The sequence below is a fragment of the Saccharothrix violaceirubra genome, from assembly GCF_014203755.1.
Lineage (GTDB): Bacteria > Actinomycetota > Actinomycetes > Mycobacteriales > Pseudonocardiaceae > Actinosynnema > Actinosynnema violaceirubrum.
Genome location: NZ_JACHJS010000001.1, coordinates 3,168,026 through 3,183,368 on the forward strand (window position 1 = coordinate 3,168,026; position 15,343 = coordinate 3,183,368).

At 67.4% G+C, this 15,343-nt stretch carries 16 protein-coding genes and 1 pseudogene; 12 read left to right on the top strand and 5 right to left on the bottom strand.

Going from position 1 to position 15,343, the window contains the following annotated elements; translation table 11 throughout:
* The first annotated feature begins 38 nt into the window (after positions 1-38).
* The 3 genes from F4559_RS15040 to F4559_RS15050 all read left to right on the top strand — a co-directional run bounded on the left by F4559_RS15040 (position 39) and on the right by F4559_RS15050 (position 3,119).
* Positions 39-560 (top strand): arylamine N-acetyltransferase, encoded by a 522-nt coding sequence (locus tag F4559_RS15040; RefSeq protein ID WP_184669302.1) that lies wholly within the window; start codon positions 39-41, stop codon positions 558-560.
* Between the two features lie 255 nt (positions 561-815).
* Entirely contained in the window at positions 816-2,366 is a 1,551-nt protein-coding gene (locus tag F4559_RS15045; RefSeq protein WP_184669304.1) for an SWIM zinc finger family protein, read from the top strand.
* Between the two features lie 18 nt (positions 2,367-2,384).
* A complete protein-coding gene (locus F4559_RS15050) occupies positions 2,385-3,119 on the top strand; it encodes a VOC family protein (RefSeq protein WP_184669306.1) in 735 nt (244 codons plus the stop codon).
* On the opposite strand, the gene F4559_RS15055 is transcribed toward F4559_RS15050, so the two are convergent.
* Entirely contained in the window at positions 3,116-3,691 is a 576-nt protein-coding gene (locus F4559_RS15055) for a DinB family protein (protein WP_184669308.1), read from the bottom strand. The genes F4559_RS15050 and F4559_RS15055 overlap by 4 nt on opposite strands.
* Positions 3,692-3,787: 96 nt before the next feature.
* Between F4559_RS15055 and purN the strand changes: the two genes are divergently transcribed.
* Together purN and F4559_RS15065 are read left to right on the top strand one after the other, a co-directional pair.
* Positions 3,788-4,381 (top strand): phosphoribosylglycinamide formyltransferase, encoded by a 594-nt coding sequence (purN, locus tag F4559_RS15060; RefSeq protein WP_184669310.1) that lies wholly within the window; start codon positions 3,788-3,790, stop codon positions 4,379-4,381.
* An 80-nt stretch (positions 4,382-4,461) separates the two neighbouring features.
* Positions 4,462-4,659, top strand: coding sequence for a hypothetical protein (locus F4559_RS15065; protein WP_184676555.1), 198 nt, complete (start codon positions 4,462-4,464; stop codon positions 4,657-4,659).
* A 180-nt stretch (positions 4,660-4,839) separates the two neighbouring features.
* Here the strand turns inward: F4559_RS15065 and F4559_RS35060 are convergent.
* A pseudogene (locus F4559_RS35060) lies at positions 4,840-4,977 on the bottom strand (transposase); the annotation flags it as partial.
* Between the two features lie 294 nt (positions 4,978-5,271).
* Here F4559_RS35060 and F4559_RS15070 point away from each other — a divergent pair.
* Positions 5,272-9,351, top strand: a complete 4,080-nt coding sequence (locus F4559_RS15070) for an RHS repeat domain-containing protein (protein WP_184669313.1) — start codon at positions 5,272-5,274, stop codon at positions 9,349-9,351.
* 10 nt (positions 9,352-9,361) lie between these two features.
* A complete protein-coding gene (locus F4559_RS15075) occupies positions 9,362-9,901 on the top strand; it encodes a hypothetical protein (RefSeq protein ID WP_184669315.1) in 540 nt (179 codons plus the stop codon).
* Between the two features lie 71 nt (positions 9,902-9,972).
* On the opposite strand, the gene F4559_RS15080 is transcribed toward F4559_RS15075, so the two are convergent.
* Positions 9,973-10,200, bottom strand: a complete 228-nt coding sequence (locus tag F4559_RS15080) for a cytochrome P450 (RefSeq protein ID WP_312865658.1) — start codon at positions 10,198-10,200, stop codon at positions 9,973-9,975.
* Positions 10,201-10,257: 57 nt separating this feature from the next.
* Here F4559_RS15080 and F4559_RS36735 point away from each other — a divergent pair, with 57 nt between their 5' ends.
* Positions 10,258-10,512: a toxin C-terminal domain-containing protein gene (locus F4559_RS36735; RefSeq protein ID WP_221447241.1), complete on the top strand. Its 255-nt coding sequence runs from the start codon at positions 10,258-10,260 to the stop codon at positions 10,510-10,512.
* A complete protein-coding gene (locus tag F4559_RS15090; protein ID WP_184669320.1) occupies positions 10,497-11,372 on the top strand; it encodes a hypothetical protein in 876 nt (291 codons plus the stop codon). Before F4559_RS36735 ends, F4559_RS15090 begins: the two co-directional genes overlap by 16 nt.
* 172 nt (positions 11,373-11,544) lie before the next feature.
* Here F4559_RS15090 and F4559_RS15095 read toward each other — a convergent pair whose 3' ends face one another.
* The gene (locus tag F4559_RS15095; RefSeq protein ID WP_184669322.1) at positions 11,545-12,165 is read right to left on the bottom strand and encodes a hypothetical protein; all 621 of its coding nucleotides are present in this window, start codon (positions 12,163-12,165) and stop codon (positions 11,545-11,547) included.
* A 398-nt stretch (positions 12,166-12,563) separates the two neighbouring features.
* Here F4559_RS15095 and F4559_RS15100 point away from each other — a divergent pair, with 398 nt between their 5' ends.
* From F4559_RS15100 to F4559_RS15110, 3 genes are all read left to right on the top strand, one after another.
* Positions 12,564-12,977 carry a DUF4259 domain-containing protein gene (locus F4559_RS15100; RefSeq protein ID WP_184669323.1) on the top strand — a complete coding sequence of 138 codons (414 nt, stop codon included), beginning with the start codon at positions 12,564-12,566 and terminating at the stop codon, positions 12,975-12,977.
* 224 nt (positions 12,978-13,201) lie between these two features.
* On the top strand, positions 13,202-13,552 hold the full coding sequence (locus tag F4559_RS15105) for a hypothetical protein (protein WP_184669326.1): 351 nt from the start codon (positions 13,202-13,204) through the stop codon (positions 13,550-13,552).
* A gap of 155 nt (positions 13,553-13,707) precedes the next feature.
* Positions 13,708-14,148: a hypothetical protein gene (locus F4559_RS15110; protein ID WP_184669328.1), complete on the top strand. Its 441-nt coding sequence runs from the start codon at positions 13,708-13,710 to the stop codon at positions 14,146-14,148.
* Between the two features lie 37 nt (positions 14,149-14,185).
* Here F4559_RS15110 and F4559_RS15115 read toward each other — a convergent pair whose 3' ends face one another.
* Entirely contained in the window at positions 14,186-15,334 is a 1,149-nt protein-coding gene (locus F4559_RS15115) for a cytochrome P450 (RefSeq protein WP_184669335.1), read from the bottom strand.
* Between the last annotated feature and the right edge of the window lie 9 nt (positions 15,335-15,343).

Consider the following 15,343-nt stretch of genomic DNA (forward strand, 5'->3'; position numbering starts at 1 on the left):
CGGCGGACAGGGAGTGGCATGGACGTGCACGGCTCGGGGTGTCGCCGGACGTCCGGCCCGACCTGGCGGGCTTGCGGGTCCTGCAACGGGCGATGACCGGTTCCGTGTCGTACGAGAACATCGACATCCAACTGCGGGTACCGCTCTCGCTCGCGGCGGACGACCTCGTCGACAAGATCGTCACCAGGCGCCGCGGCGGCTTCCGCTACGAGAAGCACGCCCTGTTCTTCCTGCTGTTGCGGGCGTTGGGCTTCGACGTCACGGCTGTGCGCGGCGCGATCGAACGCGAGTCGCGCGGCGATTCGGCCTGGCGCAACCCCATGCCGCTGCTGGTCGCGCTCGACGGCGCGCGCTGGATCGTGGACGGCGGCCTCGGCGACGGGTTCGTCGAGCCCGTCCCGCTGCGGACCGGCGCGCACGCCCGGAGCCGGCAGCACTACCGGGTCGAGCGGCTCGGCGACGACCTCTGGCGCCCGCACCACCACCCCGGCGGTAGCACACCACCGGGGGACGTCCGCTTCGGTGACCACGCGCCGGGTCCACGTCCGCCATGGACCTGACGAGACTGCGTGAATCGGCCGGCCGCCGGGGGTCCGTCCCGACGGGGTCGCCGCGCTCCTGCGACGGCCGAACGCGGTCACGATGCCGTTGATGCCGTCGCCGGGGTAGGCGAAGACTCGGCGGACGTCCCGGTCGCGCAGGCGCTGGACCAGGTAATCGGCGACGGTCTGGGCCACGTTTCCTCCTTCGGGTCCTCGCACGGCTACCGGTCCGCCGTTCCACTACCCGCCTCGTTCCGCTGGTTGGATGGCTCCGTGGTGTGGTTCGACGACGCCGAGTTACGGCGCAACGCGGGGGATACCTGGTACTCGCGGGGATTGGGGTACGTCGACCGGGTCGAGGGACTCACCCGGTCGGCGACGGAGGTGGTCGCCGCGGTGACCGGCACCGACGAGTACACGGTGCGGTTGTGGCGCAAGGGCCGCCGGCTGGCCGCCGACTGTTCGTGCCCCTGGGGCCAGTTGGGCAACTTCTGCAAGCACTGCGTGGCCGTGGGTCTCGTGGCGCTCGCGACCCGACCCGAACCGGAGTCCGAACCCGAGGTGGACCTGCGTGCCTACCTCGACGGCGTGCCACGCGAGGGGCTCGTGGACCTGGTACTGGGTCTGGCCGCACGCGACGACGAGGTACGACTGCTGCTGAGCCGACGCGCGCTCGGTTCCGCCGGACCACGCCCCGAAGAGCTGTACGACACCGTGGACGCCTTACGCCCGACGAGCGCACGCGACCTGGTTCGAGTCGTGCGTGCGGCGGAAGACGTCCTGGGCACCCTGGAAACCCTGGCCGTCGACCACCCGGCGACGGCGGCCGTCCTCGCGCGGCGGGCACTGGCCAACCTCGTGTCCCGTCGGCTCAGGACGAAGAACGAGACCCTCCGGGATTCCGTGCACGACACCGTCACGCGGACTGTGCACGTGCTCGCGAAGCTCCCCGCCGCGGACCCCGCCGAGTTCGCCCGATGGCTGCTGGGTGTCCAGCGCGACGCACCGGACTTCCCGGAGATCGCGGTCGCCGGGTTGGCGGACGCGCTCGGCGACGAGGGCTTGGACGAGTACGGACGGCTGGTGGCCGGACCACTGCGGGACGTCTACCTGCGGGAGATCGTCGGCGACGTGGACGCGAAGGTGGCGGAGTACGCGCGGGGTCAGGACGCCGGCCGCTACCTGCGCATCGCCGAGGAGCTGCGGGCCGTCGGCCGGAACGCGGACGCGGCGTCGCGGCTGCGGCGCGGTCTGCTCGACGCCACGCCCGCGCGCCGCGAACTCGCCGACGCGCTGCGTGACCTGGAACCCGGCACCGACCCGGACCGCGAGGCGGCGGCGGGCTGCTGGGCGGCGTTCGAGGAACAGCCCGACGAGTTCCGGTTCCGCGTGCTGCTCGCCGCCGCCGAACCGCTCGATGCGGTGGACTACGCCCGGAAGCGCGCGTTCGCGCTGTTGCGCCGCCGCGCGGCGACCGAGGGTGGCCGGACCCTCGTGGAGATCATGGTCGCGGCCGGCGACTTCGACGGGGCCTGGGCGGCGGCCCACGAGTTCGGGTGCGGTCCCGTGCAGTGGTTCCTGGTGGCACGCCACCGGGCGCGGACCCACCCGGCCCAGGCCGCGCCGATCTTCGAGTACGAGATCGACGGCGCGATCGCGGCCAAGACGCCGGAGGGCTACCGGAAAGCCGCCGCGCTGTTGGTCAGGTTGCGCGGGCTGCACGAACGCTGCGGTGTCGACTTCGCCGCGTACCTGGAACGCCTGAAATCCGAGCACCACCGGAAGAAGGCGTTGCTGGATTCCCTGTCGTCCGCGGGGTTGTAGGTCGATAGGGTCGCGCGCATGGCGCTTCGGCTGGTGCAGGTGAACCTCAAGGCCCGGGACGACGCGGCGCTCGGCCGGTTCTGGGCCGCGGCGCTCGGCTGGGCCGTGGTCGGTTCCGCGGGCGGTGCCACCCCTGTCCACCCGGCGGGATTCGCCTGGCCGGACCCGGTGGCCGTGAGCATCGACGTGATCGCCGTGCCGGACCCCGAAGCGGTGCGGGGGCGCGTGCACCTGGATCTCGCCACGACCTCCGCCGCCCACCAGGTCGAGTTGGTGGCACGTCTGGTGGAGTCGGGCGCGACCCACGCCGACATCGGTCAGGGCGACGTGCCGTGGACGGTGCTGGCCGATCCCGAGGGCAATGTCTTCTGCGTGCTGGAGCCACGGCCGGTCTACCAGGACACCGGGCCGATCGCCGCCGTGGTCGTCGACTGCGCCGATCCGCGGGCCATGGCCCGGTTCTGGGGTGCGGCTACGGACTGGACCACGCACGAAGTCGGCGACGACTACGCCCGGCTGCGCTCGGCGGCGGGTGTCGGCCCCTACCTGGAGTTCCTGCGTACTCCCGACAGTTCCGACCACCACCGCCTCCACCTCGACCTCGCGCCGTACCCGGACGACGACCAGGCGGCCGAGGTGGCGCGGCTACGTGCCCTCGGCGCCGCCGACCTCGACGGCGGTCAGGGCGAAGTGCCGTGGACGGTGCTGACCGACCCCGAGGGCAACGGGTTCTGCGTGCTCGCCCCGGCCTAGCGGTGGTGGTCGGCCGCGCGCTGGATGCGGTCGACGTAACCGGTCCACCAGTCGGCGTCGCCGAGGTCGTCGTGGTCGGCGCCGCCGCGGCCGTCGATCATCTCGCGGACGATGTCGGCGTGCCCGGCGTGCTGCGCGGTCTCGGCCGTGGTGCGCACGAGCAGGGAACCCAACGTGGTCCGGCGCTTGTCCTCGGCCCACCACGAGACTTCGGCCGGCGCGTCCAGGCCGAGCAGGTCGAGCGACTCGTCGGTGTGCCGCCACGCCCGCCGGTACAGGGCGACCAGGTCCTCGCGGGTCTCCTCGGCCGTCGCCCACATGTCCGCACTGTCCCAGATGGACCCGTCCTCGACCCAGGGCAGCCGGACCGGTGCCGGGCGGCCGACCGAGTCGCCGAGGTAACCGAACTCGATCCCGGCCAGGTGCTTGACCAGACCGAGGAGGTTGGTGCCGCTCGGGGTCGCCGGGCGGCGGATGTCGTACTCGGACAGCCCGTCCAGGGCGGCGAGCAGGCGGTCACGGGACTCCTGGAGGTAGCGGTGGAGATCGGCGGCCAGTCCGGTTCGGCTCATGGCGACAGGCTAACGCCGCGAGATCGACGGTCGACCGTGATCACGGAGTCGATACCCTGTCACCCGTTACGGGGAAGCAGTGGGAAGGGTGTGGTCGTGGCACGACTCAGAGTGGCGGTCCTGGTCTCCCACACGGGATCCAACTTCAGGGCGTTGCACGAGGCGTCGCTGCGGCCCGGCGCCGGGTTCGAGATCGGCCTCGTGGTGAGTAACAACAGCGGCTCCCAGGCGCTGGCCTACGCCCGCGAGCAGGAGATTCCCCACCGCCACTTGTCGTCGCACACGCACGCCACCGCCGAGGAACTCGACGCGGCACTGGTCGAGGAGCTGACCGCCCGCTCCGTCGACCTGGTGGTGACGGCCGGGTACATGAAGAAACTCGGCCCGCGCACGTTGGCCTCCCACGGGAACCGGATCATCAACATCCACCCCGCGCTGCTGCCGCGCCACGGCGGGCAGGGCATGTTCGGGTCGGCCGTCCACGAGGCGGTCCTCGCGTCCGGCGACCGGGTCACGGGCCCGTCGATCCACTACGTCACGGCCGAGTACGACGCCGGCGAGGTCATCGCCCGGCACGAGGTGCCCGTGCTGCCCGACGACACGGCCGAGAGCCTGGCGGCGCGGGTGCTCGCCGCCGAGCACCGACTCCTGCCGGAGGTCGTCGCCCGCATCGCCGCCGAGTCGGCCTGAACCGGCCCGGGGCGGTACACGTCCAGGTGAAGCTCCGCAGCTCGGGAACCACCGGGACCGGCACTTCGTACCGTGAGATCATGAGCAAAACCGAGGACCTCACCGGCAACGACCTGGAAACCCTGCGCCGGTCGGCGAAGGCCGCCCTGCTGCGGAACATCACCAAGCAGGCACCGATCACGAACACGGCCGCCGGCGTGCACCTCCTCGCGGAGGCCTATGCCTGGGTCGTGTCGCCGGAACAGTCGCACGGGGCGAAGGTCAAGGTCGACAACTAGCCGCCGCGAAACAGTCCTAATTGGACTCTCTTTGAGTCGAAGTCTGCCCGGGGCGGGATCTCCCGGGCGGGCGGAACCCGATGCCTGTGCGGTGTCCGGTCGGGTTGCCGTGGAAGTCCTGTGGATGCGCATCCCGGCCCGGGGCGTGTCTGATTTGTTCTGATTGCTCCCCACGGGTAGGGCACGCCACTTGATGCCGTTGTCGACCACGTGCAGGATCGCGTCCACGATCACCCGGCGGCAGTGCTTCTCCCACCGCCCGCCCCGACCGGCGAGGCACGCCGGATCGGGCAACAGCGGATCGGGTTGGGCCCACTGGGCGTCGGTGACATCGGTGGGTTACCGCCTTGCCCGTCGAGTGGGCTGGTGGGAGACGGCCAGGCGGCAGCACGGGGCACCCGCGGTCGAACCGCCCGCGGGCATCGGGCACGACAACAACGGAACTCCTGGTGGAACGGCGCATAGACACCGTCCGATCTACCAGGAGTTCCCCGTCTCCGCGCCAAAGCCCCCTCCGCCAGCCCAAGCTCGAAAACGGGCACATACAACGAGTTCCGCGGGTTCAAGCGGGTCCGGACCCGGAAGGGCGACGGGTCCGACGGCCCGAAGACCATGGGCGAACAGCGGTTCCACCGGGACATGAAGGGCGACCGGTTGCCCGGCGGCGCCACCCGGTCGGTCACCGTCGCCGACTCGCAGGGCAACGAGCGGGACGACGAGGACTGGCTCGCGGGCTACTCGTACGAGCAGACCTCGTTCGACGGCGAAACCGGTCCTGCCCTGGGCAAGAGCTTGTCGTGGCCAGCCTGGCGCGGGCCGACCGCGACCCGCGGCGTCCTCAAGTCGTACTGGATCGGCACGGCCAAGAACGAGTCCTACACCGCCTTGGACAACGGGCGCGGCTGGCGGATCGGCCGTACCACCAACGAGTTCGACGACCTGGGCCTGCCGACCGTGGCGGACCGTCGCGCCGACGTGGCCGAAGTGTCCACCGCACGCTGCACCCGTACGACCTACGTCCGCAATACCACCTCGGGGCTCGCGCTGCTGCCGTCGCGGGTGGAGACGGTCGCGAAGCCGTGCGACCAGCAGGCCGTCTACCCGGACGACCTCATCTCGGACCTGCGCACCCACTACGACGGCCAGGCGTTCGGCGTCGCGCCGACCAAGGGCGACGTCACCAGGACCGACCAGGTCAAGGCGCATGAGACCGGCTCCGACCCGGTGTACGTGACGACCTCCACCGCGACCTACGACCAGTACGGTCGCCCGCTGACCGTCGCCGACGCGCTCAACCGCGTCACCAAGACCGCGTACACGCCGACCACCGGCGGCCCGGTCACCAAGGTGACCACCACCAACCCCGCCAACCACGTGTCGAACACCGAGTTCGAGCCCGCGTGGGGCGTGCCGGTGAAGACGACCGACGTCAACCTGCGGGTCACCGAGAGCGTCTACGACGCGCTCGGCCGACTCACCGACGGATGGGCAGCCAACCGGACGCGGGCCCAGACCCCGTCGGTGAACTACACCTACCTGATCCGCGCCGACGGCCCGATCGCCGTGACCACCAAGGCCATCGGACCCAACGGCGTCAGCACCTCGTCGGTCCAGCTCTACGACGGCCTGCTCCGGCCCCGGCAGTCGCAGGCCCCCGCGGCGGGCGGCGGGCGGTTGATCACCGACATCCGCTACGACACGCACGGCCGGGCGTGGAAGGCGTCCGACCCGTTCTACAACTCCGGAGCGCTCGACACCGAGCTGTGGGACGCCGCGGACAATGCCGTTCCCGCCACGACCACGACCGAGTACGACCAGGCCGGGCGGGCGACGGCGTCGGTGTTCCGGGTGAACGGCGCGGAGAAGTGGCGCACCACCACCGGCTACGGCGGTGACCGCGTCTACACCACGCCGCCGGCCGGCGGGACGCCGACGACGGTGATCACCAACGCGCTCGGCCTCACCTCCCAGTTGTGGCAGCACTCCGGGCCGACGCCGACCGGGGCGCACGACACCACGACGTACACGTACACGACCACCGGGCAGCCGAAGACGGTCACCGACCCGGCGGGCAACACCTGGACCAAGTACTACGACCTGCGTGGCCGCGTAGTCCGCGTGGACGACCCGGACACCGGCACGACCACGGCCACGTTCGACGACGCTGGCCAGCGCCTGACCAGCACGGACTCGTTGGGCCGCACCCTGGTCCGCGACTACGACTCGCTCGGTCGGGTCAAGACGCTGCACAGCGGCAGTCTCACCGGCCAGTTGCGGGTGAAGTGGGACTACGACACCGCGTACAAGGGTGTCGGGATGCTCGCCTCGTCGACCCGCTACGACGGCACGGGCAACGCGTACGTGACGAAGGTGCCGAACTACAACCAGCTCTACCAGCCGGGCGCACTGGAGATCACGATCCCGGCGTCCGAGGGCAAACTCGCGGGCACCTACATCACCGTGTTCGGCTACAACCCGGATGGATCACTTGCGGGCGAGGCCCTGCCGAAGGCGGGTGTGCTGGACAGCGAGACCGTGCTGCACACCTATGACGACTTCGGTCGCCCGATGCAGACCAATGGCGGCGACAGCAACACCACGGTGTTCCTCGCGTCGCAGACCGACTACACGCGTTATGGCGAGATCCAGCGCATGACGCTCGGGTCGGCGGTGGGCAAGCGGGCGTGGATCTCGAACTACTTCGAGGACGGCACCCGGCGGCTCAAGGAATCCATCGTGGACGCCGAGCTGGCCAACCCGATGCAGGCCAAGGTCGGCTACACCTACGACGCCGTCGGCCGGATCACCGCCATCACCGACGCACCGACCGGTCAGGTGCCGGACAACCAGTGCTTCACCTACGACCACCTGAACCGGCTGACCGAGGCGTGGACGCCCGGCAACGGCGTGTGCTCCACGGCGCCGACCAAGACCGGACTCGCCGGTCCCGCGCCGTACTGGCACACCTACGCCTACGACGTCACGGGCAACCGGACGTCCGAGGTGCGGCACGGTGTCGGCACCGCGGCGGACGAGACGAAGACGTACACCTACCCGATGCCGGGAACCGCGCACCCGCACGCGTTGCAGTCGGCGACCACCGTCACCTCGGGCGGCTCGCAGCTCGACACCTACCAGTACGACGCCGCGGGCAACACCAAGCAACGCAACCTCGCGGGCACCGCGAGCACGTTCGACTGGGACCCGGAAGGTCATCTGGCGTCGTACACGCAGGGTCCGTCGGTCACGTCGTTCGTGTACGACGCGGACGGCGCCCGACTTCTGCGCAAGGACCCGACGGCCACGACGCTCTACATCGGGTCGCAGGAGCTGAAGCTCACCAAGTCGACCAACACGGTCAGCGTCGTGCGCTACTACAAGCACGCGGACCAGGTCGTCGCGCAGCGCACCGGAAAGGGCGCGGCGAACCTGACCTACTTGGCGGGCGACCACCACGGCACCGCGCAGATCGCGATCCGCGCCGACACCCTCCAGACCACGAAGCGCCGCCACCTGCCGTTCGGCGGCGATCGGGGCACGGTGCCGTCGTGGGTGAACGAACGCGGTTTCGTCGGTGGGACGAAGGACACCACCACCGGCCTGACCCACCTGGGCGCCCGCGAGTACGACCCGTCCACCGGCCGGTTCATCTCGGTGGATCCGATCCTGGACCCCGGCGACCCGCAACAGATGAACGGGTACGCCTACGCGAACAACAACCCGACCACGCTCAGCGACCCGTCCGGTCTGATCGTGAACTGCGGTCCGGACAACGTGGCGTGCGGTGGTATCAAGGGCGACCCGAACCCGCCCACCCAGGAGGAACAGCACAACTGGTGGGACGACCTGAACAGCGGCCCGGCCACGGGCGGGTCGAACGGGTCGGACGTCACCACGATCACGATCGTCAGCGCGACCTGCGGCCCGACCCAGACCAGGTTCGTCAATCCCAACAACAACGCCAACCTGGCCGGTTACCTGCAGACGATCGCGACGGTCCACTACACCGGCATCCTCCACGAACCGGCGTGCGTCGGGCCGTCTTTGGACGGTTCGTGCGGGCACGGCGCACGGGACGTGGCGGTCGAATGGACCGACGGGACGGTCGTTTCGCAGACGCCGTACAAGTGCGGTGAACGCGACCAGACGCCGGGCTGTGGGCCGTTCATCTCGCAGGGCGGTCCGAGCACGGCCGAGTCGTGGGCGACCCTGGGCAAACTCTTCTTCGACCCGACGCAGTGCTTCGGTGCGAACAGCAGTGTGATCGGCTGCACGATAGAGGCCGTCAGCCTCATCCCCGTGGGCAAGGTTGCCACGACGGTGGGCAAAGTGGCCGCGAAAGCGGGCTCTGAGGTCGTTCAGGCATCGTCGGACCTCAACCGAGTGCACAACATCGCGAAAAACAGGCGCGGTGGAGATTTGCAACCGGACCCGAACGCCGGAGGTTCCTCTCACACTGTGATCGAGTGGGGTGCGGATGGAAGGGTCGATCGCTACCAGACCTGGATCGAGGAACCGCGGTCTCCGATCGGCTGGCAAAAGGGCCCCCGGTTCCGGGGCGTGCCTGATGGCACTGACCATGCTGGAATGTTGCCGCCCCTGTACTATCCCACAGGGGGAGGAAAAGCGCTCGAAGCTTGGGATGCCCCCAATGGTGCGATTCCGCGCGGATATTCTACCCGACGACCCTAGGTGTGGCTAGATGGACAATTTGCAAATATTTCGCAGGTCGTTTCCTGATGTGGACGTGGAATTCAGGCACCCGGCCTCATATGTTGCCGAGACGGCTGATGCAGTTGCGGCACTACTGTACTCCTACCTGTTCTGGCCAGACTTGGTCGAGTGCTATGGAGCCGTTTTCATCGCGATCAATGGAAATGAAGATTCCGACCTCGAGGAGCGTATTAGAAGGCCTGTGGGCGATGGGCATGAGGATTGGCCTGAACTGTCGTGGGCTGCCTTTGTCGAGAGCTACAACATGTATGAGGTTCCGCATCTTTTTCGAATGTTGAGAGGCCCGGCGGAAGTGTATGAGCCGAGCCACGCGGCTTTGGGCGCCGTCCTTAGAGAGGCATGGGAGGCTCGTCTTGCCGCCGCATACCCGGATCGCTGCTTCGGTGTCGATCTGTTGGAGGGCAACGGGTCGGTGGCGCTGCGGCTCGTGGTCCGTCAGAAATCGCCCGAACTCGTCGCGCCAGAGGGCTATGACCCTCGTAGGCGAGGGGTGATCGGTTCGGTCTGATAGGCGTGTATTGGGTTCTGGAAGGAGGAATGTTTCGATGGGTAGGGCCAATCTTTGACACGTGATGCGGCTCAGCGCGACGTGATCGTGCCCCGGAAGTCGTGCGGTGTGGGGGAGGCGAGCATGGTCATCCGTGACGGTCGGTTGGTGGTCACCCGGTACCGGGTGGTCAACAACCGGAACCACAGGATCAGTTGGGCGATCCCGATCCCCACACCCAGGCAGGTCGTCGGCGCCCAGCCGAACGGTACGTTGTCGAACGTCGGGTCCTTCAACCAGCGGTCCGGGTCGAACGTCACGTGGTTCGGGAGTCTGGTCGCCAGACGACGAAGCTGACGCCTAAGCAGGCGGACGATGTGGCAAATTTCCTTGGCTATACCCCCACTTCAAACGTTTCAGCCGGTGGAACGTTGATCTGGCGGAACAAAAAAGCTCGTGGCGGGCAGCCAAAGTTCATTGCCGCAGAGAGGGCGGCGCACAATGGAGAAATATTTAAAGGTGGGCCTACCGTAGAATCATTGCAAACGTCGAGTTCGAGGCTTAGGGATGGCTTGTTTTTGGACATTTCAGATTCCGGCGAGGTGCTCGGTTTGAGTTGGTTGAAGAAATGAGTGTCGAGGTAGTGATCAGCCCTCGGGGGGAATTGCCGGCCGAAGGGAGTGCGGAGGAGGTCGATTGGGAAAGCTACGGGGCTTCCGTGGTTCGAGTGTTCGAGGCAGTAGCGCGTGCAGCGTTCGTCACTTCGTTGGAAGTGACCTGGCTGCTTCTTCCGGGTCCGCTTCCGGAGCGGCTCGGGTGGCTGCGGCTCGGTGCGGAAGTGACTGTGGAGCAGGCCACAGAGTTGCTGGTGGGCATGCTTATCGGCAAGGGGCCCTACTGCCGGTTGGTGGGCGCGCGCCAGTTTACTGCTGCGGTGGACTGGGATGGGATCGTGTTGCTATTGGTGCCGGACGACGTCGCAGAGCGGGCAGGTGATCTGGGCGATGACGAGGCGTGCGTCGAGTTTTGCACGCCGTCGCTGTCTACGTGGGAGGCGCCCGGCGACCTTGTCACTGCGGCGGCCGACAGCGGCTTCTGGGAGAGAGTGCGTGTTGCGGGCGGCGAACTCGTGTTGGTGCGCGAGGACTGGGCTGATGGTCGGTACGGGACGCGGTGGTTCCGGGTGACCGCAGAAAACGTGGACGAGGTCGCGGGTGCCGTCTGGCGTCGGTCACGGGTGACGGTTGTCGTGGACCCGGTTCTGTTTCCTGCCGCCGCGCTGGATGACTATTTCACCGCGTTTCCTGATGTGCTTACGCCCGGCGAATTGCGCCACTGCACGTACCAGGAGGGTGTCGAAGATGTCTCGGAGGTGACGGACGAGGGCTTGAGTCTGATGCTTCCGGAGGAAGCGATGGGTCGGTGGGTCGTGGTGGTGCCGGACGCGGATGGCGTTGTTCGGGGGGAGTGGCTGGGCTTCATGCGGGACTAGGTTGCAAGGGTTGCGGAGCGTAGTTCAGGGGCATGGTGGCTGACACTGTCGCAGGGGCTGAGGGGCTGTCACCGGCCAGGTCGTGCGCTGATGGGGACCATGCCTGCGATTCGGGGCGGAGTGGTGGCGAGGGCATGGCATCGCGGTCGGGGCGGGCCGTCCGCGTGACGTGTCAGGACAGCGCGGTCGGCCAGTTCGGGATCGGTGTGGTGGGGTGGAGGATCGCGAGGTTGTCGGCCGACGAGGTGAGACCGTCGCGGCCCGCGTCGCCCAGGACGATGTGGAGCGTCGTGGTCGCGGTGTGGAGGGTGATGCGGGAGCACCAGAAGCCGCCGACGGGTGCTGGCCACGGGTGGTAGTGCAGGTCGATTCCGGTGAGTGGTGTGCGGGTCATCGGTGCCCATGTCTTGGTGCGGTCGCCGACGTTCCAGATCGCCACGCTCGCCTCCGTGGACACCACTTCGCCGATCGCGGGTGCGTTGTGGATGCCCAGGCTCTCCCAGTGGCCCGGCAGGTCCCAGGTCAGCGTGTAGACCTCGCCCGCCGCGGTCTCCAACTCCACGGCGAAGTCGACGGCGTCGAAGCCGGGGTATCTCCAGGTCGGGTTTGCCCACTCGGTCTCGTCGTCGACAGTTCTCGGGCCTGACGCGTCCGGGGCGAACTCTTCGCGGCGGTAGTCGATGTCGTAGTAGCGGACGGCCACTATGTGTTGGCCCGTCAGTCGTTCCGCGTGCCGACGGCGGTGCCGCACCTCGTCCTCGTCGGCCGCCCAAGACCGGAATCGCTCGTCCACGCGCTCAGCGTCGTCCACCGCGGTGTCCTGTGTCGACGGCATTTCCCACGCTCACCAGGGCGAACGAGGTGTCGGCTGTCGTGTGCGATGTCGGTTGACCGCGTGTCTGACCTGTGGCGAGGACGCGTCCGGCGTCGAACCGTTGTGCCGCAGCGCGGCGCTTCGACTCGGGAGATGTTGAGTGTGTGAGCGTCTCGTATCCTGATATCGATTCCGTGTCACTTTTCCGTTTCGGCGGCTGCGCTACGCGGAGAGGTCTTGAAGAAATGGCGGTGAACGGGTACGTTCCCGTTCCGGGAACTGTGAATAGGATTGGAATCCTGGTCGCGGTGGTCGGCCGGACGCTGCGGAAGTTTCTGGATGAGTGGGCGTAGGGGTGTTCGATGGGTTCGACAGGGGTGGGCGCGTTCGACAATGATTTCGCACTGGACTTTCTTGACGATGTAAGAGGCAGCGCGCCCGGTAACATTCCGGATGTATTGTCCAATGCTTTGTCCGCAGCTGCCGAGGTGGGTGCCGAAGACTGCTTGGACCGTGCTGAAGGTGAGGCCGCAGTGGCGGCTGCTACGCTTGTTGTGGCGCGTGCATTACCTGATGGAACGCTTGTCCCCGGCGGGGGGATTTTGAATGTAATGCCGATGCCGTCCGCGTCGCTTTCGCGGCTCGCCGTAGTCGCTCTTCGCCGCGTGCTCGATGAGAATTCCGAGGTTTGTCAATTGTGGCGTGAGGTCGACTTGGGCGAGCAGTGGCGATCTGGTGTGGAGGCTTTGCTGGCTAAGGCGGTACGGATTTCCGGGTTCGATGAGGGCTAGTTTCTGCCAGCTCATTGGTGCGCGGGAGTCCGCCGTCTGGTCGGATGGGGACGGCATTACTGCGGACCGGCGAGTTCGTGTGTTTCCTGGACCACTCCAACTATAGGAGGGAGGCCCTGATGTCCGGTGCCGTCGATGGACTGCTCCGTCGGATACAGCAGCAGTACGGAGGTCTGATCGAGCTGTGCGTGCCCGGAGTGCAATACAGGGACTGGTGTGCGGTCGTGGATGCACTGGTGCGCGACCGCTACCGGATGACGTTGTCCACGGCGGGTGAACCGGTGCCGGTGCGGACACCTCCCGAGAAGGAGTTCACCGACGGGGAGCGGGTGGACCACCTGTTGAAGGTGCGGGTGGGCCGGCAGCGGTGGACCACGCAGTTCTACTCCGCGTCCCTGATCGACTTCCAGGGCGACCCGGAGGAGCTTCGTACCACGTCGGACCTTGATGACTTGCGGGAGTTCGGACGACTGCTGCACCGGTCGACCGGGAGACGAACGGTTCTGGTGCCCGAGACACTGGACCCGGAAAGCGTCGAGCCCTACCTGGAGTTCGGTCGACCCGGCATGCCGTAGGGACGGGCTACGAGCGGACAGCACAATTTTCATTGGTAAGACCTGGATTAGTCCTGACGTGGATGGGAGCAATGTCACCTGGGTGGAAGATGTTCGATCTTGGTGATAGAAGGGTCGGTACTCGCGATGCCGACCTTAATATGTGAAGGAATGCGATGTTTGCGATCGAAGTGGAAGATTCCAGTGATGCCGCAGGTGTGGCCGGCGGCTCGTCGTCGGCGTTGGGGTGGATCAAGATCGACGACTTTGTGGAGTGGTTCCGGGCGCCCATCGGATTCTGGGTCGAGTCCGATTATCGCAGGAGTTGGCGTGAGGCTTATCTTCGATTGGAAATTTCCATCGATTCGACGTCGTGCCTTCTGGTTTCGGTGACGGATCCTGCTGTGAGCAACTTCTTGACCTGCTGGCCCATGTATCGCGATGGCGAGAAAGTTTACCTGCAAAACTCCCTGATCTTCTTGGGTGAAGTGGGCCCTGATTTTGACATAAGTCGACCGTGGTGTCATGTTTTGCCCCGTGCTGTTGTCAACGAGGATGGCATGCGTATTTCTGAATGGGCTACGTCGATGGATTCGATCAGGGAGTTCTTTGTTTGAGTCCACGAGCGTTATTCGGAAGGACTGCCAGGGTGGCTCAGCGCGACGTGACGGTGCCCCTGAAGTCGTGCGGTGTGGGGGAGGCGAGCATGGTCATCCGGGACGGTCGGTTGGTCGTGACCCGGTACCGGGTGGTCAGCAGTCGGCACCACAGGATCAGTTGGGCGATCCCGATCCCCGCACCCAGGCAGGTCGTCGGCGCCCACCCGAACGGTACATAGTCGAACGTCGGGTCGGCGAGCCAGCGGTCCGGGTCGAACGTCGCGTGGTCCGGGAGTCTGGTCTCGTCGTGGTGCACCAGGTACGGGCATGTCACGTACTGCTGCCCCGGCCGCAGTTCCACGCCCTCCACCGACACCGCCGTGCGGACCCGCCTGTTGAGCAGCAACGGCGGGCTCCACATGCGGAGCACCTCCTTGACGAACCGGGTCGTCACGGGTGCCCGGGACTGGGGCGCGGTACACAGGTCGGTCGCGGCGGCCAGTTCGTCGCCGAGCCGCTCCTGCCACTCCGGTCGACGGCTCAGTTCGAACAGGACGCTCGCCGCCGCCGAACCCGGCGGACCGGTGATCGCGGTCAGCATCGCGGTCGTCGCCTCGACGGCGCGGCCGATCCCGAGCACTCCCAACAACTCCCGGGCGATCGGGTCGAGCAGGTCGGCCCGGCCGGGGCCCGCGGCTCGGCGCTTGATCCGTCTGCGGACCATGGCGCCGGCGCGTGCCTGGGCGACGATGGACAACGGCGCGGGGCGGTCCAGGAGAGTCGCCACCTTGGCGATCAGGTCGCGGGCCAGGATGGCGTTGTCCTTCGCGTCCAGGTCGGCGATCACCAGTGGCACCAGTGAACGCACTGCCGTTTCGTATGACAGCCAGACCAGGTCCAACGGCGTGTCCAAACGGGACGACAGGATCCGGTCCATGCGCTCTGCCAACGCCCGCAAGTGCTCCGGCTCCGTCAACTCCCGTATCCGCGGCAGCCACGCCGCGCGCACGTCACGCCAGTCGACAAGAGCGCCCCTGCGTCCACGCAGCTGATCCCCGACCGATGGGTTCAACGTGAAGTCGGCGAAGTTGGCCCGGTTGACCGCCGCCGCCACCCGCGGGTCCAGGACGACCAGATCCGAGTCGAGCCAGAATACCGGTCCTTCTACCGCACGCCGACGTCTGAACGTCTCGACCAGGTCCACGGTCCCCCC